Consider the following 26290-nt stretch of genomic DNA (forward strand, 5'->3'; position numbering starts at 1 on the left):
CTGTGCCGGATCGTTCGCCGATGTGGCCGTCTGGTCGCGGTTGGGCTTCGCCGGGGCCGGGCCTGACCGGTTCTGGCCGGCCGGCGCCGGGCGGGAGTCGGTGCGGTTGCGGCTCGGCGGCGCCGGTTTCGGGTCGGTGCGGGCCCGCTCGCCAGCCGTAGGAGCCGAACCCTGCCGATCCCGCTTCGGCTGGGCCGGGCCAGGCTTGGGGTTGCGGTCGGCGGTCACGACTGCCTCCCGTGGCGAGCCGCGGCCATCAGGGTGTCGACGTCACGTCGTCCGCTGGCCATCGCGGCCTCGGGGGTGGGCGGCACAGCCTGCTGCACCTGCTTCTTGCCCACCATGGCGGCGATTCCGGCCACCGCCAGCAGCGCCACCGTCACGATGAGGGCGGCCGCCCACACCGGCATGACGAGTGCCAGCGCCGCGCCGACGGTGACGAACAGGGCGCCGACCCCGTAGAGGGCGATCACACCGGCCCCGCCGAGCAGCCCGGCGCCCTTGCCGGCCTTTTTGCCCTTCTCCGTCATCTCGAGACGGGCAAGCGCCAGCTCGTCACGTACGAGCGTGGTCACCTGCTCGCTGAGCCGGCTGACCAGATGTGCCGTCGACTCCTGGTCGATTCGTGCGTCTGTGTGGGTCATCGTCCCCTCCGTCCTGCACGGTTGTCCGAAGGATCACGTACCCCTGCTAAACCCGACTAATCGCACTCAGCGCAGCGTGAGTGTCCTGGTCAGCCGCCGCCAGCAGTCCCATCGCCCCGGTGTGCAGCGGTTGCCCCTCGATGCCCGTCACCACACACCCGGCCGCCCGGCAGATAGCCATCCCCGCCGCGAAGTGCACGCTGTCCCGCAAGTCCCCATAAGTGACATATGCCGCACGCCGCCCGCCCGCCACCCACAAAAGCGCCAGCGTCGTGGACAACACCCGCGGCCGAAACCGCTCCACAAACCCCGGCGCCGCCAACAACAACGCCGGATGCCGCGGATAGGGCGGATCAAGGTTGACGTCCACCAGCGCCGACCCGGCCGACGGCACCAGCGGCTCATCCACCCAGTCCCACCCCGCCGATGCAGCCAGTTGCCCAGCCGAGCCCCACTCGCCCTCCAACTCCCGGTCGAGCCGAGCGGTCGGAGAAGCCGGCGGCGCCTGGTCCCGGTCGAGCCGTGCGGTCGGAGAATCCGGCGGTGCCTGGTCCCGGTCGAGCCGTGCGGTCGGTGGAGCCGGCGGTGCCTGGTCCCGGTCGAGCCGTGCGGTCGGTGGAGCCGGCGGTGCCTGGTCCCGGTCGAGCCATGTGGTCGGAGAATCCGGCGGCGCCTGGTCTCGGTCGAGCCGTGTGGGTGGTGCTACCTGGTCCCGGTTCCGGTCGAGCGGTGGGCTCGGCGCTGCGCGGTCCCCGGCGGCTGCGGTGTTGGTCCGCGCGCGCCGGCGCATCTGGGCGCTCACCCCGTCGGTCCAGAAGATCTCTCCGGCGAAGGGGTCGGCAGCCGCGGCCACCGTGACACCGTCGGCCGTGCGTAGAGCGACGTTGACCGCGACCATCGGCGTACGAACGGCGTAGTTCAAAGTCCCGCACAACGGGTCCACCAACCAGCGCCGCTCCGACCCCGCCGGCCCCGAGGCGCCTCCCTCCTCCCCGGTGACCCCGTCACCCGGCCGATGCTCTCGCAGCACCGCAAGAATCGCCCGCTCCGCGGCAACATCCGCCTCCGTCGCGAAGTCCCCGCCACCTTTGTCGAGCCGGGCCATCGCAGTGCCGTACCTCTCCCGAACCACAGCCGCCCCCGCCTCCGCGGCGGCAATCGCAACCTCATGATCAAGCATGCGCCAACGCTAGTGCGGCTCTCCAAGCGCCCGTTTGCGCCAGCGACGCGCCTGACAACGCTGGTGCGGCTCTCCAAGCGCCCGTTTTGCGGCGGCGGCGAGCAGTGGCGGTGATCAATGGGGCGCGGCCGACGGGTGTGCTGCGTCGAGCGGGCGGGGAGGCGGAGCGCGCTGTGGTGTCTGCATCGGATCAGCGGGCGGGGACCACGAGGCCCGACTCGTAGGCGACGATCACCAGCTGTGCCCGGTCGCGCGCCTGGACCTTGGCCAGGAGCCGGCTGATGTGTGTCTTCACTGTCGCGAGGCTCAGGCTCAGGTGGCCGGCGATCTCGGTGTTGGAGAGGCCGCCGGCGACCAGGGCCAGAACTTCGCGTTCTCGATCGGTGACGTTCGCGAGGTCCACGGCGGGCCGGCTGGACGGCTCCGGGCGAGCGGCGAAGTGGGCGATCAGCCGCCGGGTGATCGCCGGGGCGAGCAGGGCCTCACCACTGGCCACCACCTGGACCGCGGCGATCAGGTCGGCGGGCGCGGTGTCCTTGAGCAGGAACCCGCTGGCTCCGGCTCGCAGGGCGGCGAACACGTACTCGTCGTAGTCGAACGTCGTCAGAATCAGCACCCGAGTGCCGGATGTCTCGGCCGACCCACAGATCTGGCGGGTCGCCTGGATCCCGTCCAGTTCGGGCATGCGGATGTCCATGAGCACCACATCCGGCTGCTCCCGCCGAGCGATCTCGACCGCCTCCGTCCCAGTACCCGCTTCGCCGACGACGGCCAGCCCCGGCGTGCTGTCCACCAGCAGCCGGAAACTGGCGCGCAGCAGCGCCTGGTCATCCACGATCAGCACCCGAAGCGGCGCCCCGGCCCCGGTCACGATTCACCTCCGGCAGAAACGAACGATAGGAAAGCGGCAGTTCGGCTGGTCGCCTGCGAGGTCAGCGCCTGCTCGCCGCCGCCGAGTCGGGTGAGGCCGCGCATGATCGCGGCGATGCCGCTCGAGGTGGCAACCCGAGCGTTCCGAGCGGGAGGGGCGATCGCATCCGGCCGGGCGGCCGTCGGCCGGCAGTGCCTGGCGGCCGACGGCCGGCAATGCCTGGCAGGGACCACGGCAAGGACGGCGGTCATGGAGTGGCTCCGTAAGGCAGCGTGGCGACGACCGCGAAGCCGCCCCCGGCCCGGGGTCCCGCGCTGAACGTTCCCCCGAGCGCCGCGACTCGCTCCCGCATGCCGACCAGGCCTGTGCCGTCGGCGGCGAGGGCGGGGCGGCGGGAGCCGTCGTCGGTCACCTCGATGCGGAGCCGCCCGCCGGTGTCCTCGACGTCGACCCGGCATGCGGCGGGCGCGGCGTGCCGGACCACGTTGGTCAGGGACTCCTGCACGATCCGGTACGCCGCCAGTGCTATCCCGTCCGGGAGGGTGTCGTCTGCGCGTACGTCCAAAGAAACCGCAATGCCGGCGGCCTCCGCCTGGCCGGCCAATTTTCCTAGATCGGTCAGCGTTGGAGGCACGGAGTAGTCCGGCTCGGTGCGGAGCGCGCCGACCGCCCGCCGCAGCTCGGTGAGCGCGCTGCGGCTCGCCTGCTCGATCACCGACAACGCCGCGACCGCCGCCTCGGGACGCTCCGCCGCCACGTGGGTGGCCACGGACGCCTGCACGGTGATCAGGCTGAGGTTGTGGCCGACCGCGTCGTGCATCTCGCGGGCGATCCTCAGCCGCTCCTCCGCCACCGCCCGCGCGGTGGTCTGCGCCGCCGTCACTTCCGAGTGCCGCCGCCGCTCGCGCAGCGTCCAGCCGATCGCCCAGCTCGCGCCGCAGACCAGCGCGGCGAACGCGGGCAGGGGCGGGCCCGGCTCGTCAGCGCTGCCGACCGCCGGGCCGACGAACAGCGCGACGATCGTGCCGATGAGCACCAGGGCGGTCGCCGCCGACGCGAAGATCGCGCCGCGCCGGCCGGGGACGAGCCGGCCGACCGTATAGATGGTGAAGGCCGCGACAGCGATCGGAGCGGGTGAGGCATAGTCGGGGACGATGCCGGTCCCGAGCAGGACAGCGGCAACCAGGCCGGCGACGACGGCGGTCGCGCCCGGCCAGCGGCGACGGGCCAGCAGCGGTGCGCCGGACGCGACTCCGGCGAGGATGGTCAGCCAGGCCGGCTCGGGCACCGCGGCGGGCGGCGTCTCGGCTGCGGCATACCAGCCGAGCAGCCCGGCGCACTCCGCCAGGATGAGGTTGGCGGTCCACCTCGAGACCGGGCCGAGCCGGTTGATGAGCGACACCCGGCGAGCGTATCGATGAAGGCCCGGCGGTGCGTCAGCCCGCGGGACGTCATCCCCAGGGATGACTGCGGGCCCGCCGCCGTCCCACGGGATGACGCCCAGGTGCATTCCCTGGCCGGACGACTTTTCCCGGCCGCACCGACATCGTTTCAGGCATGACAGTCGATCTGCACGAGGTGAGCAAACGCTATGCCGGCGGCGCCGGTGAGGTGGCCGCGCTGGACGGGGTGTCGGCCCGGTTCGCCGAGGCGACCTTCACGGCCGTCATGGGCCCGTCCGGGTCCGGCAAGTCGACCCTGCTGCACTGCGCGGCCGGGCTGGAGCCGCCCACCTCGGGGACCGTGACGATCGCCGGCACCGAGTTGTCCGGGCTGGGAGAGACCGCACTCACCCGGCTGCGGCGTGACCGGGTCGGCTTCGTCTTCCAGGACTTCAATCTGGTCTCCTCCCTGACCGCCGCGCAGAACGTGGAACTGCCGCTGCGCCTCGCCGGGCGCCGTGCCGCACGGTCCGATGTGCTGGCCGCGCTTTCCGAAGTGGATCTCGCGGACCGTGCCGGTCACCGCCCCCGGGAGCTCTCCGGCGGCCAGCAGCAACGGGTGGCGATCGCCCGCGCGCTGTTCAGCCGGCCGGACGTCCTGTTCGCCGACGAGCCGACCGGCGCGCTGGACAACCGGACGTCGCACCAGGTCCTGACACTCCTTCGGGGTCTGGTGGACAGGCACGGCCGCACCGTCGTGATGGTCACCCACGACCCGGTCGCCGCGGCCGTCGCGGACAGGGTGGTGCTGCTGGTCGACGGGCGGATCACCGACGAGCTGACCGGCGTTGACGCGGCCGGCGTCGCGGACCGGATGACCGCGCTGGAGCGGACATGCTGAACCGTGACCGAATCGGCACATTCGTCGCGGTGCTGCTGGGCACCGCGCTCATCACCACGTTCCTGGTGCTGCTCACCTCGGCGCAGCCACGCGTTCCGGAGCGGCTCGCCGGATTCCCCGCGCTCGTGCAGGCACCCGCCGCCGACAACCGCCCCGACGAGTTCGCCGAGCCTGTGCCGTGGTCGCCGGAGACCGCGCAGGCCCTGCTCGACCGCCTGAGCGGCGTCCCCGGGGTCACCGGGGTGGTCGCCGATCGCAGCTTCTACGCCCAGCCGGTGCTGGACGGCCGCCCGGTCGAGGACAGCACCGCCGGTCACGCCTGGCGGGCCGGATCCCCGCTGGTCGACGGCACGGGGCCGGCCGCCGGCGAGGTGGTCGCGGATCAGCCGGTCGGCGCCACGATCACTGTGCTCACCGGCTCCGGCCCGGAGACGCGGCGGGTCAGCGGGCGCAGCGAATGGCCGGGGATCTACCTGCCCGAGAGCGAGGCCGCCCGGCTCGGCCCCGGCGTGCGGGTGCTCGGCGTGGCCGGGACACCCGATCCGGAGGCCCTGCGTGCCGCGGTCGGCGACAGCGGCGTCGTGCTGACCGGCGCCGAGCGGGGGAGAGCCGAGCCGCAGGACGACGCCCGGGTTCGGTGGATCGGCATGCAGGTGCTGACTGCCACCGCCGCCATAGCGGCCTTCGCGTGTCTGTTTCTGATCGCATCCACCTCGGCCTACGCCGTCGATCAGAGCCGCCGCGAGATCGGGCTGCTGCGCGCGGTCGGGGCCACCCCGCGCCAGGTGCGGTCCATGCTCTACCGATCGGCGCTGCTGCTCGGTGCCCGTGCTGCGGTGGTGGGTGTGGCGCTGGGTGCCCTCGCGGCCCTGCCACTCGCGTCGGTGCTGGTGGACGGGGGGTTCGAGCCGCACGGCTATCACGTGCGGTGGCAGTGGTGGGTGCTCGCGGTGGCGTTCGCGGCGGGCCCGCTGGTCGCGCTCGCGGGCGCGGTCACCGCAGCGCGGCGGGTCACCCGGATCGGCCCGATGGAGGCCCTGCGCACCGCTGAGCTGGAACCCCGGGCGATGAGCCGCGCACGCTGGGCGATGGGGCTGGTCGCGGTGGGCGGTGCGGTCACGGCGGGTGTCGCAGCGGCAGGGGCAGAGGACGTACGCGACCTGGGCACACTGGCCCTCCTAGGAGCAATGGCCCTGATCGTCGCAGCCGTCCTGCTGGCTCCCGCGGTGGTTCCCGCCCTGATCCGGGTTCTGCTCGCGCCCCTGTCCGGGATCACCGCCACGTTGGCGAGGGAGAGCGCGGGTGCTGCCGTGCGGCGTACCGCCTCCACCGCCGCCCCGATCCTGTTCACCGTCGCCTTCGCGGTGTTCGTCACCGGCACCGTCCGCACCTCGGCCGCCGCCTTCGACGCCGAGCGCGTCGCCGCCGTTCCCACCGGTCAGGTCCTCGTCCCGGACGGCACGCCCGGCCTGCACGACGGCGTCGCCGGGCGGGCACCGCTGGACAGCACCGTCTACCTCGACGGGTCAGCCACCGTCGTCATCGGCTCCGACGAGGTCACCCCTGGGACCGCCCTGGTTTCGTCCGCTGCAGCCGAGCGTCTCGGCGAGGCGGTCAGCGTCACGTTCGCGGACGGCAGCACCGAGCGCCTCCGCGTCGCCGGCCCTGCTCCGGACGGCCCGTTCATGTCCGACCTGGTTCTGTCGCGTGACGCCGTCCGGCAGCACGACCCGTCCGCGCTGGCGCCCGCCGTCTACCCGGCACCCGACGGACCCGCGGGCGTGGGCGCCCGGAAGGCGTCCCCGGCCGACATGGCCCGCCGGCTGGACGCCGAGGACGACCGGCTGGTCGCCACGTTCACAATCCTGCTGCTCGCCGTCTCGGCTGGGGCGGGCGCGCTGGCCGTGGCGAACACACTGCTCATGGCGTCTCGAGGACGCCGCCGCGACCTGCGCGTCCTGCGGCACTCCGGCGCCACGGGCTGGCAGGTGATCCGTTCGGTCGCCCTGGAGTCCGGACTGGCCGTGGCGATCGGGTCGCTGCTGGGCGGCACGGCCGGGCTGATCGCCGTCGCCGGTTCCGCGCGGTCGCTGGGCGAACAGGTCGGCACCCACGTCCCGGTCCTGATCTCCTGGCCGGTCATCGCGGGAACGGTGCTGGTCTGCCTCCTGCTCGCGGTCGGCGCCGCGGTCCTCCCCGCACTGCGCCTGATCCGCTCTCCGGCGGCGACCCGATGAGCCCCGCCGGAACCCGGGCGGTGCGCCACTGCCAGGGCGATGGAACGGATCGAATCCGCGGGCCGGGTGCGGTCGTGAGCTGTGGCCCTCACCGAGCCGTGGCGGCCTCCCTGAGCCGTGGCGGCCTCCCTGAGCCGCAGCCCCGGAGCCGTGCCCTCCCCGAGCCGGTGCCCTCCAGAGCCGTGCCCTCCCCGAGCCGGGGCCCTCCAGAGCCGTGCCCTCCCCGAGGCGGCGTCCCTCCTTGTGGGTGCTCGATGAGGCGACGAGGATCACAGGCTGCGGGTGGGTCGCGTCATACCTGATGGGTATGCGGCGTGTGTCGGGTACCCGGGACGGAGTGACACGTGCGTCGGGCGGGTATAACGGTGCCCATGCCCGATGCGCCCCCACTGCTCGCCGCACGTTACCGGCTCGGCGAGCCCCTGGGCCGCGGCGGCATGGGTGAGGTGTGGCTGGCTCGTGACGAGACGCTTCAGCGGGACGTCGCGATCAAAGCCATCGACCAGCCGCCGGGTGCGGAGGACGAGGCGGCCGCTCGGCGTACGTTGCGGGAGGCCAGGGCGGCTGCGCGGCTCAACCATCCCGGCGTGGTCCAGGTGTACGACGTGCTGCAGTTGGACGGGCGCACGTGGATCGTCATGGAGTACGTGCCGTCCCGGTCGCTGCGGGACGTCATCGCCGAGGAGGGGCCGCTCGAACCGGAGCGGGTGGCGCGGATCGGGCTCGACTTGGCTCTGGCCTTGCGGGCCGCGCACCGGGCCGGCGTGCAACACCGGGACGTCAAACCGGCGAACGTGCTGCTCGCCGACGACGGCCGGGTGCTGCTCACCGACTTCGGCATCGCGGCCGTGGACGACGACGGGGTGATCAGCAGGTCGGACGTGGTGGTCGGTTCGCCGCAGTTCATGGCGCCGGAGCGGGCGCAGACCGGCTCGGGTGGTGCGGAGGCGGACCTGTGGTCGCTGGGTGCCACGCTGTTCGCCGCGGTCGAGGGTCATGCGCCGTTCGAACGGCCGTCGACCATGGCCACGCTGGCCGCGCTCACTACCGAGGAGGCGCCGTCACCGAAGCGGGCCGGCTCGCTGCGGCCGGTCATCGACGGCCTGCTGCGCAAGAACCCGGCTGACCGGATCAACGCGGAGGATGTCGAGGCTCAGCTGCGGGCGGTGATCGGGGGCAGGACGTCGTTCGTGTCCCGGATTCCCCGGCAACGAAAGGCGGCAAAACCGGAACATGCGCCCGGAACGGCGGCGGCGGGAACGGCGGCGGGAACGGGAACGGCGGGGGCGGGAACGGCGGCGCCGGAGACCGGAGCAGCGTCGGAAGCTGTGGGCGCACCGGGTGAGACAGCGAAGGCCGGACCGGCCGCTGTGCCGGTAACAGCGCCGACGACTGACGCCTCTGGCGCAGCCGCGAGGGCCGGGGCGTCCGGTGCGGCGGCGAGCGCGGGGACGTCGGGTGCGGAGGCGAGCGCGGGGCTGTCGAGGGCCGAGGCGTCCGGTGCGGCGGCGAGCGCAGGGACGTCCGGTGCGGCGGCGAGCGCGGGGACGTCCGGTGCGGCGAGGGCTCGAGCGGCTGGGGCGTCGGATGTGGCCGAGACACGGGTGGCTGCGAGGTCGGCGGCTGTCGCCGAGGACGGCGCTCCGGGGGCTGGGCGGAACCAGCGGACGATCCTCGCCGGGGTGGCGGTGCTCGTGGTGCTGATCGTCGCGGGGGTTGCCTGGCTTGTGGCGTCGCGTGGGGACGGCAAGACGCCGCAGGCGCAGACCTCGCCTCCTGTTGTGACGAACGGGACGGCCACGGCGGCACCGTCGGCTGGGGTTTCGCAAGGGCCGGACCAGGCTATGCCGCCGCCGTCCACTGAGCCGGTGGCTACGCCCACTGCTGGCGCCGGCGGGCGGCCGGAGCTGCCGGCGGGGTGGCGGGAGTACACGGACTCGACGGGCTTCTCGCTCTATGTGCCGTCGGGTTGGAAGCGGTCGAGGGACGGGACGATGGTCTACTTCCGGGGGGACGGGCGGGTTCTCGGCATCGACCAGACCGACAGGCCCAAGTCGAACCCGGTGGCCGACTGGCGGGGGCAGGCCGATTACCGGGTTTCCCGGGGGGACTTCCCGTCCTACAAGGAGATCAAGATCGAGTCGGTGAAGTACTTCCGCAAGGCCGCTGACTGGGAGTTCACCTTCACCCGCAACGGCACCCGCCAGCACGTCAACAACCGCGGTGTGGTCGTGGCCGACGACAAGGCGTATGGCTTCTACTGGCAGACCGCCGACTCGGAGTGGGACGCCGCCCGGCCCGACCTCCAACTGGTCTTCGACAGCTTCCGCCCCGCGAAAAGCTAGCGCGGAAGGCCAGCGCCGAAGGCCAGCGAGAAGGCCAGCGCGGAAGGCCAGCGAGAAGGCCAGCGCGGAAGGCCAGCGAGAAGGCCAGCGCGGAAGGCCAGCGCGGAAGGCCAGCGCGGAGGGCCAGCGCGGAGGGCCAGCGCGAAAACCAGCGCGAGAAGCTAGCGCCAGAAGCCAGAGCGAGAAGCCAGAAGCCGGGACGTGCGAAACGGGCGCAGCGTCAGAGACAGTCCGGCCTCGGGCGGATGCCGAGCAGCATGGTGGTGTCGATTGCGATCGGGTAGGGCAGGTCTGAGGTCAAGATCTCGCCGAACCCGGCGATCGCGTGTTCGATGTACTTGTCACCGTCCAGGCGCAGCAGACATACGGTGACCGACTGGTAGGTCTTCTTGTCGGGCTCGATCAGCAGATACCAAGGGATCTTCGCGGCGGCGTAGAAGTCCTTCTTCTGAACGCGATCGACGGCCGCGTTGCTCGGCGAGGTGATCTCGCAGGCGAGCAGGACATCGGCAGCCTCGGCGATGGTGCAGACCTCAGGAAACATGCCGATGGCCAGGTCGGGTGACACGATCCGGTTCGGCGCGAGGCGGACGTTCACGGTCGGCAAGAGCTCCACGGCGAGGTCGTGTGGCTCCGGATCGATCATGCCAGCGATGCGCCGGGAGATGCGCTGGTGCGGGAAATCGGCGTTCGGGGTCACCCAGAGGCTCCCGTCGATGAGTTCGATGCGGTTGCGAGTTTCTCCGAGCGCGAGGAACTCCTCCTCGGTCCAGGGCCCGGAGTGGTCCAGCAACGGGTCGATGCTCATGGGCAGAGTCTCGCATGCGCTCATGTGGAACACTGTCGCATGCCTAGATTACAGCCGTCAACGGCACATGGGTCAACGGGGATCGGCTGAGCGGCCGCCGCCGCGGCCCTGGCCAGGCGTTCTGCCACGGCGGCGTGGTCGTCGGTCACCAGGCCGGATCCGCCGTCGGGTTGGAAGCGGCCGAGGGGCGGGACGATGGTCTACTTCCGGGGGCAGGCGGGTTCTCGGCATCGACCAGGCCGACAAGCCAAGGCCAAGGACAGCGACGAGCCAGGGGATCAGAATGCCGGGCCGTGAGGGCTGGGAGTGACGGGAAGCAGCGGCTCGGCCCAGAGCGCGCCCCCGATCAGGTCGACGCGGCGCATCGTCTCGCAGGGTGGTCGAGTGCGGAATCAAACACGCTTGTGGATGCCGAGGAGTCCTTGAGCGTTGATGGTCAGAGGGAACGGCTCATCCAGGGTCAGATTCTCGTCGCCTTCCGCCACCGCGTACGTGTCGTAACCGCCGGCGCCCAACCGGAAGAGGCGGAGCGTGACCGACTCGTAGGTGGTCATGTCGGGCTCGACAAGCAGGTACCACTTGATTTTCGCCTGGGCGTAGAGCTGCATCTTCAGTACGCGATCGCTGGTGACGTTGCTGGGCGACGTGATTTCGACAGCGAGTAGGACGTCCGACGCGTCGACCACCGTGGCAACCCTTGGCCCTCGGGCGAGAACAAGATCCGGTCTCATGACCGTCCCGGGTTCCAGCCGAGTGTTCATGTCTGACATGACCCAGATCGCCGCCTCGTCCGCGGCCGGCAGAAAGGCCGCGGTCAGGCGCCCGATCATCTGTTGGTGTGGTGAATTCGGTCCCGGGCTCACCCAGAGGCCCCCTTCGAGCAACTCGACTCGATATGACGACTCGTCGAGCGCGAGGAACTCCTCCTCGGTCCAAGGGCCCGAGTGGTCCTCAAGGGAAACCTTTGCCATGGGCAGAGTCTCGCATGCGCTCATGCGGAACACTGTCGCATGCCTAGATTGCGTGCGTCAACGGAACACAGGTCAACGGGGGATCGGCTGGGCGGCCGCCACCGCGGCCCTGGCCAGGCGTTCCGCTACAGCGGCGTGGTCGTCGGTCACCAGGCCCACTGTCACTCGCAGGTGAGGGGATCCGCCCGGTCCCACCGCGAACGCCGTCCCCGCCGCCGCCCCGATCCCCTCGCTGGCGAGGCTCAGCAGCGCCGCCTGCTCGTCCGCCACCGGCAGCCAGATGTTCAGCCCCTCCCCGGGCGGCAGGCAGATCCCCGCCGCCGCCAGGCCCGACGTCACCAAGCGGCGGCGACGGGCGTACTCCGAGCGGGCGGCCGAGACCGCGGCGACCGAGGGCGGGTCGGTGAGCAGGGTCAGCAGGAGGTGCTGCAGGAGACGGCTGGTCCAGCCCTGGCCGAGCAACCGCCGCTCCAGGATCGGGTCGAGGACGGTTGCCGGGCCGCTGACGGCCGCGAGGCGCAGGTCCGGGCCGTGGGACTTGGAGAAGCTGCGGACGTGGACGGTCTGGCGGGGCAGGTGCGAGCCCAGCGACACGACCGGGCCGGAGGCGAGATCTCCGGCGGAGTCGTCCTCTACCGCGTACGTCTGTGGGTGGAGCGCAAGCACCTCGGCGAGTGCGATGGCCCGCGAGGGTGACCACGACGCGCCGGTGGGGTTGAGGGCGCGCGGCTGCAGAAAGACGGCGGCCGGACGCCTGCCGAGGGCAGCGGCCAGCCGGTCCGGGAGCATGCCCGAGGCGTCCGTGTCGACGCCGATCACCGAGACGCCGAGCGCCTCGAGAAGGTCGAGCAGCGGCGGGAAGCACGGGTTCTCCACCACCGCGAGATCGCCGAGGCGCAGCAGCGCTGACGCCACCTGGTCGATCGCGTCCATCGCGCCGTCGAAGATCGCCAGTCGTTCGGCGGGATAGGGCCAGCGGTCGCGCAGGAGGGCGGCCAGCGAGGGCAGCACCGGCTCGTCGAGATAGCTGGAGGGTGCGGGGGAGAGGCCATGGAGGGCGGGGATCGGGGGCAACAGGCGCGGATCGGGGACGCCGGTGGAGAGATCAAGACCAAATCCGGAGGTACGCCGTAACGCCGCGCGATAACGACCCGGACCTCCCGCTCCCGGTGTGGCGACGACCGTGCCTCGCCGTCCGTCCGTCCGGATGGTGCCGGCGCGGCGCAGGAGCTGCCACGCTGCGTTGACCGTGCTGGGCGAGAGGTGCAGTTCGGCGGCGACCCGGCGGACCGGGGGAAGTTTGGCGCCGCCTGTCAGGGACCCGTCGCCGACCGCGCGGCTGACCGCCTCGGCCAGTCCTCGGGCACTGGGGTCGGTGAGCCGCGAACGTACGGGGTCCAGCATTTTTGTGACAGTACAAGCGAAGCATTGTTCGGTCCAGGGGCGTCACATAATCTCGGCGGCATGAACTCCATTGCGCACTGGATCGGCGGCGCCGAGCGCGCCGGCGAGTCCGGCCGGGTCAGCCCGGTGTTCAACCCCGCCACCGGCGAGCAGATCGCCGAGGTCGCGCTGGCGTCGGCCGCCGAGGTCGCCGGCGCCGTGGCCGTGGCCAAGGAGGCGGTCGCGGAGTGGCGTGCCGCGTCGCTGTCCAAGCGTTCCGCCGTGCTCTTCAAGTTCCGTGAGCTGCTCGCCGAGCGCTCCGGCGAGCTGGCCGCGATCGTCACGACTGAGCACGGCAAGGTGCTCGCCGACGCCGCCGGTGAGGTGGCCCGTGGCCTGGAGAACGTCGAGTTCGCCACCGGCATCCCGAACCTGATGAAGGGCTCGTTCTCCGAGCAGGCCGCGACCGGGGTGGATGTGTATTCGATCCGCCAGCCGCTCGGTGTGGTCGCCGGGATCACCCCGTTCAACTTCCCGGCGATGGTGCCGCTCTGGATGTGCGCCACCGCGATCGCCGCGGGCAACACGTTCGTGCTCAAGCCCAGCGAGAAGGACCCGTCCGCCGCGCTCTTCCTGGCGCGGCTGTGGAAGGAGGCGGGGCTGCCGGACGGCGTCTTCAACGTCGTGCACGGTGACAAGGAGGCGGTCGACGCCATCCTGGCGCACCCGGACATCGCCGCCGTCAGCTTCGTCGGGTCCACCCCGATCGCCAAGTACATCTACGAGACCGGCACCGCGCACGGCAAGCGCGTGCAGGCCCTGGGTGGCGCCAAGAACCACATGGTGGTGCTGCCGGACGCCGAGCTGGACGCGGCCGCCGACGCGGCGATCAGCGCGGGCTACGGCGCGGCCGGCGAGCGCTGCATGGCGATCTCCGTGGTGGTGGCCGTCGGTGACATCGCCGACCCTCTCGTCGACGCGATCGCCGCCCGCCTGCCCAAGGTGAAGATCGGTGACGGCGCGGACCCGTCGTCGGAGATGGGCCCGCTGATCAGCGCGCAGCACCGGGACAAGGTGGCGGGCTACATCGAGGCCGGCGCCTCCGAAGGCGCGAAGATCGTCGCCGACGGTCGTGATATTTCGGAAATGTCCGGCTTCTTCCTCGGCCCCACGCTGCTCGACAACGTCAACCCGAGCATGACGGTCTACACCGACGAGATCTTCGGGCCGGTGCTCTCGGTGGTCCGGGTGGACACCTACGCCGAGGCCCTCGAACTGATCAACAGCAACGAGTACGGCAACGGTACCGCGATCTTCACGAGGGACGGCGGCGCAGCCCGGCAGTTCCAGTTCGACGTCAACGTCGGCATGGTCGGCGTGAACGTCCCGATCCCCGTCCCGGTCGCCTACTACTCGTTCGGCGGCTGGAAGGCCTCCCTGTTCGGCGACACGCACATGTACGGCCCCGACGGCATCCACTTCTTCACCCGCAGCAAGGTCGTGACGTCCCGATGGCCGGACCCCGGCACGTCGACCGTCGACCTCGGCTTCCCCCAGACCCGATGAGCGCCGAAAGCGTCCGCGCGGACGACCGCGCCCACGTCTTCCACTCCTGGTCCGCGCAGGGGCTGATCAACCCGCTGCCGATCGCCGGTGCGGAGGGTTCCTATTTCTGGGACTACGAGAATCGGAAATATCTCGACTTCTCGTCTCAGCTCGTCAACATCAATATCGGCCACCAGCATCCACGGATGATTCAGGCCATCCAGGAACAAGCCGCGAAACTGTGCACCGTTCAACCCGCCTTCGCGAACGACAAACGCGGCGAGGCGGCCCGGATGATCGCCGAGATCGCGCCCGGCCCGCTCAACAGGGTGTTCTTCACCAACGGTGGCGCCGAGGCCAACGAGAACGCCATCCGGATGGCGCGGCTGCACACCGGCCGGCACAAGGTGCTCTCCACCTACCGCAGCTACCACGGCTCCACCGCCACCGCGATCACCGCGACCGGAGACCCGCGGCGCTGGCCGAACGAGCCGGTCGCCATCGGTGTCGTGCACTTCTGGGGCCCGTACCCGTACCGCTCACCGTTCCACTCCGAGTCCCCGGAGCAGGAGTCCGAGCGCGCGCTGCGGCACCTGCGCGACACCATAGTCTTCGAGGGCCCGGCCACGATCGCCGCGATCCTCCTCGAGACCGTGGTCGGCACCAACGGCATCCTGGTCCCGCCGCCCGGCTACCTGGCCGGCGTCCGCGAGATCTGCGACGAGTTCGGCATCGTGTTCATCGCCGACGAGGTGATGGCGGGCTTCGGCCGCTGCGGCGAGTGGTTCGCGGTCGACCGCTGGGGGGTCACCCCCGACCTGATCACTTTCGCCAAGGGCGTCAACTCCGGCTACCTGCCGCTCGGCGGCGTGATCATCTCGGACGAGATCGCCGAGACGTTCCGCGAGCGGCCGTTCCCGGGAGGGCTGACCTATTCCGGTCACCCGCTCGCGTGCGCCTCCGCCGTCGCATCGATGCAGATCTTCAAGGAGGAGGGCATCGTCGAGCACGCCCGGATGCTCGGCGAGGACGTGATCGAGCCCGCGTTGGCCGGCCTTCAGGAGCGGCACCCGAGCGTCGGAGAGGTGCGTGGCCTGGGCGTCTTCTGGGCCGTCGAGCTGGTCACCGACCGCGCGACGAAGGCGCCGCTCGTGCCGTTCAACGCCTCCGGCGCGGCCGCGGGACCGATGAACGAGGTGGCCGCCGCGTGCAAGGAGCGCGGGCTCTGGCCGTTCACCCACTTCAACCGGATCCACGTCGTTCCGCCCTGCACGATCTCGGTCGACGAGGTCCGCGAGGGCCTCGCGATCCTGGATGAGGCGCTCACTGTGGCCGACCGCCATTACGAGGGCTGAAACCCCGGATTACGTCGTCTGAACGGCTCTCGAAGTTCTGATTCCGTTTCCGGCTTGGAAATTACTTCGGATTCCCTTGCCCGGACTGTCACTCGTGTGACAACCTCCCACCCAGCCCCGACCGGAAGGCCGATCCCAGTGAGCACCGCTGTTCCCGTGCTGCGCAATTTCGTCAACGGTTCGTTCGCCGACACCGAGGACGGGATCACCTCGCCGGTTGTCGACCCCAGCACCGGGGAGACCTACGCTTCGGCGCCGGTCTCCTCGGAACGGGACGTCGAAGCGGCGGTGGCGGCCGCCGCGCAGGGTTTCGAGGTCTGGCGGGACGCCACTCCCGCCGAGCGGCAGCGCGCGCTGCTGCGCATCGCCGACGCCGTCGAGGCGCGCGGCGAGGAGCTGGTCGAGGCCGAGTGCCGCAACACCGGCAAGCCGATCGAGGCGACCCGGCAGGAGGAGCTCGGCCCGCTCCTCGACGAGCTGCGCTTCTTCGCGGGCGCGGCTCGGATCCTCGAGGGCAAGTCAGCCGGCGAATACCTGAAGGACCACACCTCTTTCGTACGCCGTGAGCCGATCGGCGTCTGCGCCCAGATCACCCCGTGGAACTACCCGATGGTGATGGGCGTCTGGAAGTTCGCCCCCGCAATCGCGGCCGGCAACGCGGTCGTCCTGAAGCCCTCCGACACCACCCCGGTGACCAGCCTGCTGCTCGCCGAGATCGCGGCCGAGTTCCTGCCGCCCGGCGTCCTCAACGTCGTCTGCGGTGACCGGGACACCGGCCGCAGCCTGGTCTCGCACCCGCTGCCGCAGTTCGTGTCGATCACCGGCTCCACCCGGGCCGGCATGGAGGTGGCCGCCTCCGCCGCGCCCGACCTCAAGCGGGTGCACCTGGAGCTGGGCGGCAAGGCTCCGGTCCTGGTCTTCGACGACGTCGACATCGCGGCCACCGCCGCCGCCGTCGCCGGGGCCGGCTATTTCAACGCCGGCCAGGACTGCACGGCCGCGACCCGGGTGCTGGTCCACGAGCGGATCGCCGCCGACTTCACCGCCGCGCTGGCGTCCGCGGCCAAGGGCACCAGGGTCGGCGGGCCCGCCGACACCGGCGCGTACTTCGGGCCGGTCAACAACGTCAACCAGCTGGAGCGGGTCAGCGGGTTCCTGGCCCGCACGCCGGACCACGCCGAGGTCGTTGCCGGCGGCAACCGGATCGGCGACCGCGGCTGGTTCTTCGAGCCGACCGTCGTCAAGGGTCTGCGCCAGCAGGACGAGATGATCCAGGACGAGATTTTCGGCCCGGTCATCACGGTGCAGAGTTTCAGCGACGAGGACGAGGCTGTGCGGTACGCCAACGACGTCCGCTTCGGCCTGAGCGCCTCGGTCTGGACCCAGAACCACGGCCGGGCCATGCGGGTGTCCCGGCGCCTCGATTTCGGCGCGGTGTGGATCAATACGCACCTGCCGTTCGTATCCGAAATGCCGCATGGCGGCTACGGTCACTCCGGTTACGGCAAAGACCTTTCGATGTACGGCTTCGAGGAGTACACCCGGATCAAGCACGTCATGAGCTTCAACGGGTAGTCCTCCAATTCTTTGAAAAATCCGCCTCCGAGGTGATAAATGACGACTTCCCCCCCGCACCAGGCCACGAGCGTGCACCCGGGCACCGCTCAGCACGCCGGGCACCCCGCGATCGAGTTCGTCGGTGTGCGCAAGGACTATCTGTCTCACGGTGACGCCGTGCCCGCCGTGAAGAGCCTGGACCTGGCGATCGGACAGGGGGAGTTCTTCTCGCTGCTCGGCCCCTCCGGCTGCGGCAAGACCACCACGATGCGGATGATCGCCGGCTTCGAGGAGCCCACCGAGGGCAAGGTCTTCCTCGACGGCAAGGACGTCACCGGTGTGACTCCGAACAAGCGCGACGTCAACATGGTCTTCCAGTCGTACGCGCTCTTCCCGCACCTCAACGTGCTCCAGAACGTGTCCTTCGGGCTGGAGCGCAAGCGGGTCTCCAAGAGCGAGATCAAGCGGCGCGTCGGCGAGATGCTGGAGATCGTCTCCTTGACCGGCATGGAGAAGCGCCAGCCCAGGGAGATGTCCGGCGGCCAGCAGCAGCGGGTCGCGCTGGCCCGGGCCCTGGTCAACCACCCGCGGGCGCTGCTGCTCGACGAGCCGCTGGGCGCCCTCGACCTCAAGCTGCGCCAGCAGATGCAGGTCGAGCTGAAGCGGATCCAGCGCGAGGTCGGCATCACCTTCGTCTACGTCACCCACGACCAGGGCGAGGCCCTGACCATGTCGGACCGGATCGCGGTGATGAACGCCGGGCTCATCGAGCAGCTCGGCACGCCGCGGCAGATCTACGAGAAGCCGTCCACCCGGTTCGTCGCCGGCTTCATCGGCACCTCGAACCTCATCGACGGGCAGGTGAGCTTCGTCGACAACGGGGTGGCCGTCCTCGATGTGGCGCCGGGTGAGCGGGTCCTGGTGCCGGTCACCGGCAGCGTGCAGCCGGGGCGCAACCTCGAGGTGTCGGTCCGGCCGGAGAAGATCGACCTGCACCGTGCGGCGCCGCAGAACAGCGCGGCCAGCGTGCTCTCCGGCGTGGTCACCGAGGTCGTGTACCACGGGACATCGACCAACTACACAGTGGCGACCTCCGCTGGATCTGACTTCGTGGTGTTCGACCAGAATGCACACGATGCCGAGGACGTCGCGTCGCGCGGCGAACGCGTCTTCCTCACCTGGGCCCCGCAGCACTCGTATTCGATCGGAGTCTGATGTTCCCCACCGATAAGCCGGACCCCTCCCTCCTCCGGGGCATGACGCAGCGGCGGCTCGGCCGTCGTGACGCGCTGCGCCTCGGCGGGTTGTCGGCGATGGGTGCGTTCCTCGCCGCGTGCGGCGTGGAGGGTAAGGGCAAGCCGCAGGCTTCCGTGGCTCCCGACGCCGTCGCCAAGTTCTGGAACGGCAAGGTTCAGAACGGCAAGGTCGACTTCGCGAACTGGCCGCTCTACATGGACCCGAAGAAGCCGGAGCTCGCCGCCTTCACCAAGAAGACCGGTATCACGGTCAAGTACGACGAGGTCATCCAGGAGATGGGGCCGTGGTTCGCCAAGGTCCAGCCGCAGCTGTCCGCCGGGCAGTCGATCGGTTACGACCTCATGGTGATCACGAACTCGATCCAGTTCGGCCAGTTCCGTGACGCCGGCTTCCTGGCGCCGCTGGACCACTCGAAGCTCCCCAACTACACCGCCAACGCCGCCAAGTCGTACGCCGAGTCCTCCTACGACCTCGGCAACGTCTTCAGCGTCCCGTGGGCGTCCGGCATCACCGGCATCGCCTACGACCCGACCAAGACGAAGCGGCCCATCACCAAGCTCGCCGACCTGTGGGACCCGGAGTTCAAGGGCAAGGTCGGCATGTTCCGTGATCTCCAGGAGCTGGGCAACTTCGGCCTGCTCGCGGCCGGCCTCACCCCGGCCAAGTCGTCGGAGGCGGACTGGAAGAAGGCCGCGGCCAAGCTGCAGGAGCAGAAGGACCTCGGCGTCGTCCGCAACTACTACGACCAGAGCTACGTCGACGCGCTCGGCAAGGGCGAGGTCTGGATCACCCAGGCCTGGTCCGGCGACATCTTCCAGAAGAACGTCTCCGACGGCACGAACTTCGAGTTCGTGATCCCGGAGGAGGGCGGCACCATCTGGACCGACAACATGACCATCCCGGTCACGGCGGCCAACCCGGTCGACGCGATCACGCTGATGGACTTCTTCTACGAGGTGGAGAACGCCGCCACCCTCGCCGAGTACATCAACTACGTCTGCCCGGTCCCGGCCGCGCAGGAGGCGATGAAGGCGCACGCCGCCAAGGCGACCGGCGAGGACAAGGAGTACCTGACCTCCGTCGCGACCAGCCCGCTCGTGTTCCCGGGCCAGTCCGACTACGCCAAGCTGCACTACTACGTGGACTTCAACACCGCGGAGGAGCAGCAGGACTTCACCAAGGTGTTCGAACCGATCGTGCTGGGCTGATGCGATGAACCGGGTAAAACGTACACTCGCGCCCTACCTGCTCGTTCTGCCGGGCGGGCTGTGGCTCCTGCTGTTCTTCGTGGTGCCGATGGCGACCATGCTGTCGCTGTCGCTGCAGGAGGGCGACATCGTCAACGGGTACGTCTTCACGGGTCACTGGCAGACCTACGTGGAGGCGATCTCGGGTTACCAGACCCAGTTGATCCGCTCGCTCGTGTACGGCGCCATCACGTCACTCATCCTGATCGTGCTGTCGTTCCCGGTTGCGTACTGGATCGCCTTCTACGGGGGCAAGAAGAAGACGATCTACCTGTTTCTGATCCTGCTGCCGTTCTTCGTGTCGTTCGTCCTGCGCACCATCTCGTGGCGGATGATCCTCACCGACGACGGCGTTCTGCTCCACCCGCTGAAGGAGGCCGGCCTGCTCTCGGCCGGCTTCCACATCCTCGGCACCCCGGTCGCGGTGATCGGTGGCCTGGTGTACAACTTCCTGCCCTTCATGGTGCTGCCGATCTATGTCGCCCTGGAGCGCATCGACCCGCGCATCGTGGAGGCGGCGCGGGACCTGTACGCCTCACCGGCCACCGCGTTCCGGCGAGTGATCTTCCCGCTGGCGCTGCCCGGCGTCTTCGCCGGTGTGCTGATGACGTTCGTGCCGGCCAGCTCCGACTACGTCAACTCGGAGCTGCTCGGCGGCACCGAGACGACGATGATCGGCCAGGTCGTCCAGAGCAAGTTCCTGACCAGCTCCGACTACCCGTCCGCATCGGCGCTCGCCTTCACCCTGATGGCCGTGCTGCTGATCGGCGTGTTCGCGTACGCGCGGGCCCTCGGCACCGAGGACGTGATGAAGGTGGCAGCCCGATGACGCAGACACTCGTGAAGCCCGACAAGGTGCGCATCAGGAAGGCCGGCGGTGTCCGGGTGATGTACGTCTACACCTGGGTGCTGATCGCCTGGCTCGTGCTGCCCATCGCCGTCATGATCCTGTTCGGGTTCAACGACACGACCGGCCGCTACAACCAGACGTGGCAGGGCTTCACGCTCGAGCACTACCGCGAGCTGTTCGCCGTACCCGATCTGACCGACGCCCTGATCGCCTCGCTCATCGTCGCCGTCGTCAGCTCGCTGGTCTCCGGTGCCCTCGGCACCGGCATCGGGTATGCCCTCGGCCGCTACCGTTTCCGCGGCGCCGGCGCCACCAACCTGGTCATGTTCGCCGCCATCTCCTCACCCGAGCTGGTGATGGGCGCCTCGCTGCTCACGCTCTTCGTCTCGATGGGCGTGGGACCCGGCTGGATGACGCTGATCATCGCCCACGTGATGTTCTCCATCTCGTTCGTCGCCACCGTGGTCCGGGCCCGCGTCATCACGCTCGACCGCTCCATCGAGGAGGCCGCCGCCGACCTCGGCGCCACCGCCTGGACGACGTTCTGGAAGGTCACCTTCCCGATCCTGCTCCCGGCGATCTTCTCCGGCGTGATGCTGGCGTTCGCGCTCTCCATCGACGACTTCGTGATCACCAACTTCACCGCGGGCAACGTGCAGACCTTCCCGCTGTGGATCTGGGGCTCGACCCGCGTCGGCCTGCCGCCACAGGTCAACGTCATGGGCACGCTGATCTTCGCGGTGGGCGTGCTGATCGCCGTCGTGGCCAACCTCCGGTCGAGGCCGCGAAAGACCCAGGACTGAGAACGCCGGAGCCGGGGCGGCACTCCGCACCCGGCTCCGGTTCCAAAAGAAGGTCAGACGATGATGCCGCCGTTCGCCCGGCAGGTGTCCCGCACGGACCAGAAGTTGCGCAGGTAGTCGTCGTGCGTCGCCCGGCCCATCACCCGGACCATCGCCTCGTCCGCGAGCCGCAGTGCCGACCACGCGTAGTTGTGGCTGCCCGTGTACGTGCGCGGAGTGATGTCGTCGTCGTACCCGCCGTCGATCAGCATGTACTTGTGGTGCACGCGGTAGGTGAACTCCTCGTTCACCTTCCACCAGCACCGCGTGGTCTGGACGCCCCCGTTCTTCAGGGTCTTCTCGACGTCACCGCCGATCTGACTGGCGACAACATCGATCCAGCACCCGGCTTTGCGCAGCTCCACCAGCTTCGCGGCGATCGGCGTCCGGTTGAACGCCAGCTGCATCACCCGCACGTCCGTCTGCCGCGTCACGTTCGCCTCGTCCTTGTACGAGCACTTGACGCTGTTCAACGTGTTGTAGATGGTGTCCGTCGCCGACCCGGTGAACGCCTCACCCGACGCCTCGTGCCGAGGGAAGAAGAACGCCCGGTAATCCGTCCCGCTGCCGGTGTCGGTGTAGTAGTTGTTGTTGCCGGCCGTCGTCCTCCGGTAACTGACCAGGTCCCTGTGGTACTTCACGTACGCGTTGTAGACCTTCGTGTCCACGAACGTGAGCGCGTTGTTCCACCCCTCGTTCGCGTCCCACAGCGTCATGTTCGCCGACGCCTGGTAGACCACACCCGAGTACTCGGTGCCGTTGTCCAGCACCAGCTTCGAGATCGCCATGAACTTGTTGTGGTTGTACGCCGTCGACGTTGTCCCGTCCGACCAGGTGTGGGAGCGGGTCGCGATGCACCCTCGGGTCCCGCCGTGGACGTCGTCGCACGAGACCACGAACGACGCCTGGGTGTCGTCGGTGCCCAGCCTGGCCCGCAGCCGCCCGGCCGCCGTGAAGTTCTTCGACGCCTGGTCCAGGACGACCTTCACCGCGACGCCCCGCTCGTGCGCCGCCACCAGACGGTCGACGATGTCCGGGTCGTCCTCGGTGTCCGCAGTGTCCGGCGTCTCGAAGTGGTACATCGACATCCGCAGCTCGGCGCCCTGCGGCACCCGGTCGATGAGCCGGGCCACCTGCTTGTAGATCGTGTTCTGCTCGGCCTTGGTGCCGAGCGGGTTGTTGAACACCGCCTTGTTCAGGACCGGATCGGGCTCGGCCGCCTGGGCCGGGCTCGGAGCGGCGAATACGGCGAGCGCGACCATCCCCGCGGTGATCGCGGACCGTGTCTTCAAGATTGTCCTCCCCATGAGTTGAAGATCATTGATGCGGGGAGGGTAGTCGATGCCCCGGTGACCGAGTGGCCCCAGTTGTCGCCGAGGGTCCGGTTACCGGTGATGCGATAGTTGAAACAGCGCGGAAATAGTGGTCCATAGACTTGTGTGCAACGGATTCCGTAGGCAGGATCGAGCGCAACCGCAGAACTCGTAGGAGAGATATCCGTGACCGACCAACATCCCGCCGACGTGGACGCCCTCTCCGCGACCGCCCGTGACCACCTCTGGATGCACTTCACCCGCCTGTCGGCGTACCAGAACGCGCCCGTGCCGGTGATCACCCGCGGCGACGGCTGCTACGTGTGGGACTCCACCGGGCGCCGCTACCTCGACGGCCTCTCCGCCCTCTTCGTCGTCCAGACCGGGCACGGACGGCAGGAGCTCGCCGACGCGGCCGCCAAGCAGGCCAGCGAGCTCGCCTACTTCCCCATCTGGTCGTACGCGCACCCGAAGGCGATCGAGCTGGCCGGCCGTCTCGCCGAGATGGCGCCCGGCGACCTGAACCGCGTCTTCTTCACCACCGGCGGCTCCGAGGCCGTCGAGTCCGCGTGGAAGCTGGCGCGCTCGTTCTTCCGGCGCACCGGCAAGCCGCTCAAGACGAAGGTGCTCTCGCGCGCCATCGCGTACCACGGCACCTCCATGGGCGCGCTGTCGATCACCGGCATCCCGGCGCTCAAGCAGGACTTCGAGCCGCTCGTGCCGTCGACGGTCCGGGTGCCCAACACGAACTACTACCGCCGCCCCGACGAGAACATGACGCCCGAGCAGTTCGGCGTCTGGGCCGCCGACCGCATCGAGGAGGCCATCCTCTTCGAGGGCCCCGACACGGTCGCCGCCGTCTACCTCGAGCCGGTGCAGAACGCCGGCGGCTGCTTCCCGCCGCCACCCGGATACTTCCAGCGGGTCCGCGAGATCTGCGACCGCCACGACGTGCTGCTCGTCTCCGACGAGGTGATCTGCGCCTTCGGCCGCCTCGGTGAGTACTTCGGCGCCGACAAGTACGGCTACCAGCCCGACATCATCACCGTCGCGAAGGGCCTCACCTCCGGCTACGTCCCGCTCGGCGCGATGATCGCCTCCGAGCGCCTGGCCGAGCCGTTCCTGACCGGCACGAACTGGTTCGCGCACGGCATCACCTACGGCGGCCACCCGGTCGGCGCCGCGGTCGCCCTGGCCAACCTGGACATCATGGAGCGGGAGAACCTGAACCAGCACGTCCGCGACAACAGCCCGCTCTTCCGCTCCTACCTGGAGCGTCTCCTGGACCTCCCGATCGTCGGCGACGTCCGAGGCGACGGCTACTTCTTCGGCATCGAGCTGGTCAAGGACAAGGCCACCAAGCAGACGTTCAACGAGGACGAGTCCGAGCGCCTGCTGCGCGGCTTCCTCTCCAGCGCCCTCTTCGAGGCCGGCCTCTACTGCCGCGCCGACGACCGTGGCGACCCGGTCATCCAGCTGGCCCCGCCCCTGACCGCCACGGAGACCCAGTTCACCGAGATCGAGCAGATCCTCCGCAGCGTTCTGACCGAGGCCACGAACCACCTTTAAAAACCATTTTCGGGTACGGGGTCGGCTGCCTCCCTCAACCGCAGCCGGCCCGTCCCGTGGGAACCACGCGACCACCTGCCACCCCAGGCCGCCCGGCGACCTACGGCGCCATGTGCAGGGTCACCCGGCACGCGGCAGCTGCAGTCCGTACCCGTACGGATAAAGGGGTTTGTAGGTTTTGTCCCCGACATTGATCGGCACCTGGGTGACCGAAACCGGCCAGCTCAGGGGAAGCCTGCCGGTGAAGGGTTCTCGGCCGAAGAGCACGTCGGCGACCCCCGCGCCCTCGCTGCCCGGCAGCCATGAAGCGACGAGTGCGTCGATCTCGGGCAGCTGATCGGTGATCACTTGCGGGCGTCCGGAGACCAGCAGGACCACGCACTTCGACGTCGCCGCGCAGACCTTGTCGATCACCTCGCGGTCACCGGCGGAGAGGGTGAGTGACTTGGGTTCCTTCTGCGTGGCCGGGCACCAGGGGCAGACCGGGCTCCCGACGTCGCCGTAACCCTCGGCGTAGGGCGTCTCGCCAACGACGACCACCCCGACGGCATCCGCGGGGATCGGCGCCGAAGCGCCGGGACTGAACGTGACGCGCGGTGCCACTGATCGGATTCCGCCAAGGATCGTCGTGCCCGGGGTGATGTCGCCCGATCGGCCCTGCCAGTCGATGGTCCATCCGCCGGCCTGATTGCCGATGTCGTCAGCGTTCCGGCCGGCGACGTAAAAACGGTCACCGGGTCGCAGCGGAAGCACCCCGGCGTTCTTGAGCAGCACCTGGGACCGGGCGACCGCCGTGCGCGCCAGGGCCCGGTGCTCGTCGCCGCCGATCTCGCCGGCGGTGGCGAACGGGTTCTCGAACAGCCCCGTCTCGAACTTGACCCGCAGGATGCGCCGGACCGCGTCGTCGATCCGGTCCATGCTCACCCGCCCGGCCTCGACCTCCTCGGTGAGCACCGCCTGGAACCGCGGCGCGGTCGCCGGCTCCATGAACATGTCGATTCCGGCGTTGACGCCCAGCCGGACCTGCACCGGTGTGGGCTCCTCGCCGCCGGCCGGGTCGGGGATCTGGTGGATCGCCTCGAAGTCGCTGATCACGAATCCGGTGAAGCCGAGCTCGCCCTTCAGCCTGCCGGTGATCAGCTCCTGGCTGGCGTGCGCCTTGACCGCGCCGCCGGGGCCGTCCTCGGTCCAGTCGAGGCTGGAGTAGGAGGGCATCACGCTGCGCACCCGATGCTGCGAGATCGCGGCGGCATACGGGGCGAGGTCGATCCGGTCGAGGTCGGCCCGGCTGGTCACGGTGACACCCTGGTCGATGGCGAAGCCGCTGTCGCCGGTGCCGTACTCGGTGTCGCCGTCGCCGCCGAAGTGCTTCACGGTGGCCACCACGCCGGCCTCGTGCAGGCCGTCCACGGCGGTGGCCATCCGGGTGACCAGCGCCGGGTCCTCGCCGAAGCTCTCGTACGTGCGACCCCACCGCTCGTCGCGCGCGACACAGACGCACGGCGCGAAGTTCCAGGTGATGCCGGTGGCGCGGACCTCCTCGCCGGTCGCCCGGTACACCCGCCGGACCAGGTCCGGGTCACCGGTCGCGCCGAGCCCGATGTTGTGCGGGAAGACGGTCGCCCCGTACGCGTTGCCGTGCCCGTGCACGGCGTCGATCCCGTAGATCAGCGGGATCCGCAGCGGGGTGGCCAGGGCGGCGCGCTGCAGCGAGTTCACCAGGTCGGCCCAGGCCTGCGGGGTGTTGGGGGAGGGCACCGAACCGCCGCCGGAGAGCACCGAGCCGAGCCGCCACTCGGTCACCCGGCCCGGGTCGGCGGCCACTGCCTTGCGTTCCGCCTGGGTCATCTGGCCGATCTTGTCGGCCAGGGTCATCCGGGACATCAGGTCGGACAGGCGACGTTCGAGCGGCTGGCTCGCGTCCAGGTACACCGCGCGGTCCCCGGAATCGCCGGACCGTTCGCGCACCAGCAACAGGACAGCGGCGACCACGACTGCCGTGAGTGCCAGGTATCCCGCGTAACGCCGCATCC

At 69.9% G+C, this 26290-nt stretch carries 19 protein-coding genes and 2 pseudogenes; 11 read left to right on the forward strand and 10 right to left on the reverse strand.

The features are described 5' to 3' along the window. Positions 1-224 precede the first annotated feature (224 nt). The 5 genes and pseudogenes from AB0M02_RS41535 to AB0M02_RS41555 form a co-directional block, all read right to left on the reverse strand. The gene (locus AB0M02_RS41535) at positions 225-644 is read right to left on the reverse strand and encodes a phage holin family protein (RefSeq protein ID WP_364237822.1); all 420 of its coding nucleotides are present in this window, start codon (positions 642-644) and stop codon (positions 225-227) included. Between the two features lie 46 nt (positions 645-690). Continuing rightward, positions 691-1050 (reverse strand): annotated as a pseudogene (locus AB0M02_RS41540) (inositol monophosphatase family protein); the annotation flags it as partial. 375 nt (positions 1051-1425) lie between these two features. Continuing rightward, positions 1426-1824, reverse strand: a pseudogene (locus AB0M02_RS41545) (inositol monophosphatase family protein); the annotation flags it as partial. A 190-nt stretch (positions 1825-2014) separates the two neighbouring features. Then, the gene (locus tag AB0M02_RS41550) at positions 2015-2695 is read right to left on the reverse strand and encodes a response regulator transcription factor (protein WP_364237825.1); all 681 of its coding nucleotides are present in this window, start codon (positions 2693-2695) and stop codon (positions 2015-2017) included. A 247-nt stretch (positions 2696-2942) separates the two neighbouring features. Then, entirely contained in the window at positions 2943-4097 is a 1155-nt protein-coding gene (locus AB0M02_RS41555) for a sensor histidine kinase (RefSeq protein WP_364237828.1), read from the reverse strand. Positions 4098-4252: 155 nt separating this feature from the next. On the opposite strand from AB0M02_RS41555, the gene AB0M02_RS41560 reads away from it, so the two are divergent. The 3 genes from AB0M02_RS41560 (at position 4253) to AB0M02_RS41570 (ending at position 9560) form a co-directional block, all read left to right on the forward strand. Beyond that, a complete protein-coding gene (locus tag AB0M02_RS41560; protein ID WP_364237831.1) occupies positions 4253-4978 on the forward strand; it encodes an ABC transporter ATP-binding protein in 726 nt (241 codons plus the stop codon). Then, the gene (locus AB0M02_RS41565) at positions 4972-7215 is read left to right on the forward strand and encodes an ABC transporter permease (RefSeq protein WP_364237833.1); all 2244 of its coding nucleotides are present in this window, start codon (positions 4972-4974) and stop codon (positions 7213-7215) included. The genes AB0M02_RS41560 and AB0M02_RS41565 overlap by 7 nt, the downstream gene beginning before the upstream one ends. A 371-nt stretch (positions 7216-7586) precedes the next feature. Then, a complete protein-coding gene (locus AB0M02_RS41570) occupies positions 7587-9560 on the forward strand; it encodes a protein kinase (RefSeq protein ID WP_364237835.1) in 1974 nt (657 codons plus the stop codon). 220 nt (positions 9561-9780) lie between these two features. Here the strand turns inward: AB0M02_RS41570 and AB0M02_RS41575 are convergent, their stop codons facing one another. The 3 genes from AB0M02_RS41575 to AB0M02_RS41585 all read right to left on the reverse strand — a co-directional run bounded on the left by AB0M02_RS41575 (position 9781) and on the right by AB0M02_RS41585 (position 12743). After that, positions 9781-10368, reverse strand: a complete 588-nt coding sequence (locus AB0M02_RS41575) for a Uma2 family endonuclease (RefSeq protein WP_364237837.1) — start codon at positions 10366-10368, stop codon at positions 9781-9783. A 392-nt stretch (positions 10369-10760) separates the two neighbouring features. Continuing rightward, complete coding sequence (locus tag AB0M02_RS41580) at positions 10761-11339, reverse strand: Uma2 family endonuclease (RefSeq protein WP_364237840.1); 579 nt, start codon at positions 11337-11339, stop codon at positions 10761-10763. 72 nt (positions 11340-11411) lie between these two features. Continuing rightward, the gene (locus tag AB0M02_RS41585; protein ID WP_364237843.1) at positions 11412-12743 is read right to left on the reverse strand and encodes a GntR family transcriptional regulator; all 1332 of its coding nucleotides are present in this window, start codon (positions 12741-12743) and stop codon (positions 11412-11414) included. A 60-nt stretch (positions 12744-12803) separates the two neighbouring features. Between AB0M02_RS41585 and AB0M02_RS41590 the strand changes: the two genes are divergently transcribed. From AB0M02_RS41590 to AB0M02_RS41620, 7 genes are all read left to right on the forward strand, one after another. Then, entirely contained in the window at positions 12804-14288 is a 1485-nt protein-coding gene (locus tag AB0M02_RS41590; protein WP_364237846.1) for a CoA-acylating methylmalonate-semialdehyde dehydrogenase, read from the forward strand. Beyond that, positions 14234-15622: an aspartate aminotransferase family protein gene (locus AB0M02_RS41595; protein ID WP_364237849.1), complete on the forward strand. Its 1389-nt coding sequence runs from the start codon at positions 14234-14236 to the stop codon at positions 15620-15622. The genes AB0M02_RS41590 and AB0M02_RS41595 overlap by 55 nt, the downstream gene beginning before the upstream one ends. Before the next feature lie 138 nt (positions 15623-15760). Beyond that, complete coding sequence (locus AB0M02_RS41600) at positions 15761-17197, forward strand: aminobutyraldehyde dehydrogenase (protein ID WP_364237851.1); 1437 nt, start codon at positions 15761-15763, stop codon at positions 17195-17197. Between the two features lie 39 nt (positions 17198-17236). Continuing rightward, the gene (locus tag AB0M02_RS41605; RefSeq protein WP_364237853.1) at positions 17237-18394 is read left to right on the forward strand and encodes an ABC transporter ATP-binding protein; all 1158 of its coding nucleotides are present in this window, start codon (positions 17237-17239) and stop codon (positions 18392-18394) included. A gap of 41 nt (positions 18395-18435) precedes the next feature. Next, on the forward strand, positions 18436-19644 hold the full coding sequence (locus AB0M02_RS41610; RefSeq protein ID WP_364237855.1) for a spermidine/putrescine ABC transporter substrate-binding protein: 1209 nt from the start codon (positions 18436-18438) through the stop codon (positions 19642-19644). A 4-nt stretch (positions 19645-19648) separates the two neighbouring features. Continuing rightward, positions 19649-20512: an ABC transporter permease gene (locus AB0M02_RS41615; protein ID WP_364237857.1), complete on the forward strand. Its 864-nt coding sequence runs from the start codon at positions 19649-19651 to the stop codon at positions 20510-20512. Then, positions 20509-21336, forward strand: coding sequence for an ABC transporter permease (locus AB0M02_RS41620; protein ID WP_364237859.1), 828 nt, complete (start codon positions 20509-20511; stop codon positions 21334-21336). The genes AB0M02_RS41615 and AB0M02_RS41620 overlap by 4 nt, the downstream gene beginning before the upstream one ends. 53 nt (positions 21337-21389) lie before the next feature. Here the strand turns inward: AB0M02_RS41620 and AB0M02_RS41625 are convergent, their stop codons facing one another. Further along, complete coding sequence (locus AB0M02_RS41625) at positions 21390-22667, reverse strand: phospholipase D-like domain-containing protein (protein WP_364237861.1); 1278 nt, start codon at positions 22665-22667, stop codon at positions 21390-21392. Positions 22668-22874: 207 nt separating this feature from the next. On the opposite strand from AB0M02_RS41625, the gene AB0M02_RS41630 reads away from it, so the two are divergent. After that, a complete protein-coding gene (locus tag AB0M02_RS41630) occupies positions 22875-24257 on the forward strand; it encodes an aspartate aminotransferase family protein (RefSeq protein ID WP_364237864.1) in 1383 nt (460 codons plus the stop codon). A gap of 120 nt (positions 24258-24377) precedes the next feature. On the opposite strand, the gene AB0M02_RS41635 is transcribed toward AB0M02_RS41630, so the two are convergent. Continuing rightward, positions 24378-26288: a glycoside hydrolase family 3 protein gene (locus AB0M02_RS41635; RefSeq protein ID WP_364237867.1), complete on the reverse strand. Its 1911-nt coding sequence runs from the start codon at positions 26286-26288 to the stop codon at positions 24378-24380. Positions 26289-26290: the final 2 nt, after the last annotated feature.

Source organism: Actinoplanes sp. NPDC051861 (assembly GCF_040681145.1).
In the GTDB taxonomy this organism is placed as follows: domain Bacteria; phylum Actinomycetota; class Actinomycetes; order Mycobacteriales; family Micromonosporaceae; genus Actinoplanes.

Coding starts and splice junctions, on each gene's coding strand:
- AB0M02_RS41535 (WP_364237822.1), bottom strand. CDS start 644: ATGACCCACACAGACGCACGAATCGACCAGGAGTCGACGGCACATCTG.
- AB0M02_RS41635 (WP_364237867.1), bottom strand. CDS start 26,288: ATGCGGCGTTACGCGGGATACCTGGCACTCACGGCAGTCGTGGTCGCC.
- AB0M02_RS41595 (WP_364237849.1), top strand. CDS start 14,234: ATGGCCGGACCCCGGCACGTCGACCGTCGACCTCGGCTTCCCCCAGAC.
- AB0M02_RS41565 (WP_364237833.1), top strand. CDS start 4,972: ATGCTGAACCGTGACCGAATCGGCACATTCGTCGCGGTGCTGCTGGGC.
- AB0M02_RS41620 (WP_364237859.1), top strand. CDS start 20,509: ATGACGCAGACACTCGTGAAGCCCGACAAGGTGCGCATCAGGAAGGCC.
- AB0M02_RS41560 (WP_364237831.1), top strand. CDS start 4,253: ATGACAGTCGATCTGCACGAGGTGAGCAAACGCTATGCCGGCGGCGCC.
- AB0M02_RS41615 (WP_364237857.1), top strand. CDS start 19,649: ATGAACCGGGTAAAACGTACACTCGCGCCCTACCTGCTCGTTCTGCCG.
- AB0M02_RS41580 (WP_364237840.1), bottom strand. CDS start 11,339: ATGGCAAAGGTTTCCCTTGAGGACCACTCGGGCCCTTGGACCGAGGAG.
- AB0M02_RS41575 (WP_364237837.1), bottom strand. CDS start 10,368: ATGAGCATCGACCCGTTGCTGGACCACTCCGGGCCCTGGACCGAGGAG.
- AB0M02_RS41610 (WP_364237855.1), top strand. CDS start 18,436: ATGACGCAGCGGCGGCTCGGCCGTCGTGACGCGCTGCGCCTCGGCGGG.
- AB0M02_RS41585 (WP_364237843.1), bottom strand. CDS start 12,743: ATGCTGGACCCCGTACGTTCGCGGCTCACCGACCCCAGTGCCCGAGGA.
- AB0M02_RS41590 (WP_364237846.1), top strand. CDS start 12,804: ATGAACTCCATTGCGCACTGGATCGGCGGCGCCGAGCGCGCCGGCGAG.
- AB0M02_RS41605 (WP_364237853.1), top strand. CDS start 17,237: ATGACGACTTCCCCCCCGCACCAGGCCACGAGCGTGCACCCGGGCACC.
- AB0M02_RS41570 (WP_364237835.1), top strand. CDS start 7,587: ATGCCCGATGCGCCCCCACTGCTCGCCGCACGTTACCGGCTCGGCGAG.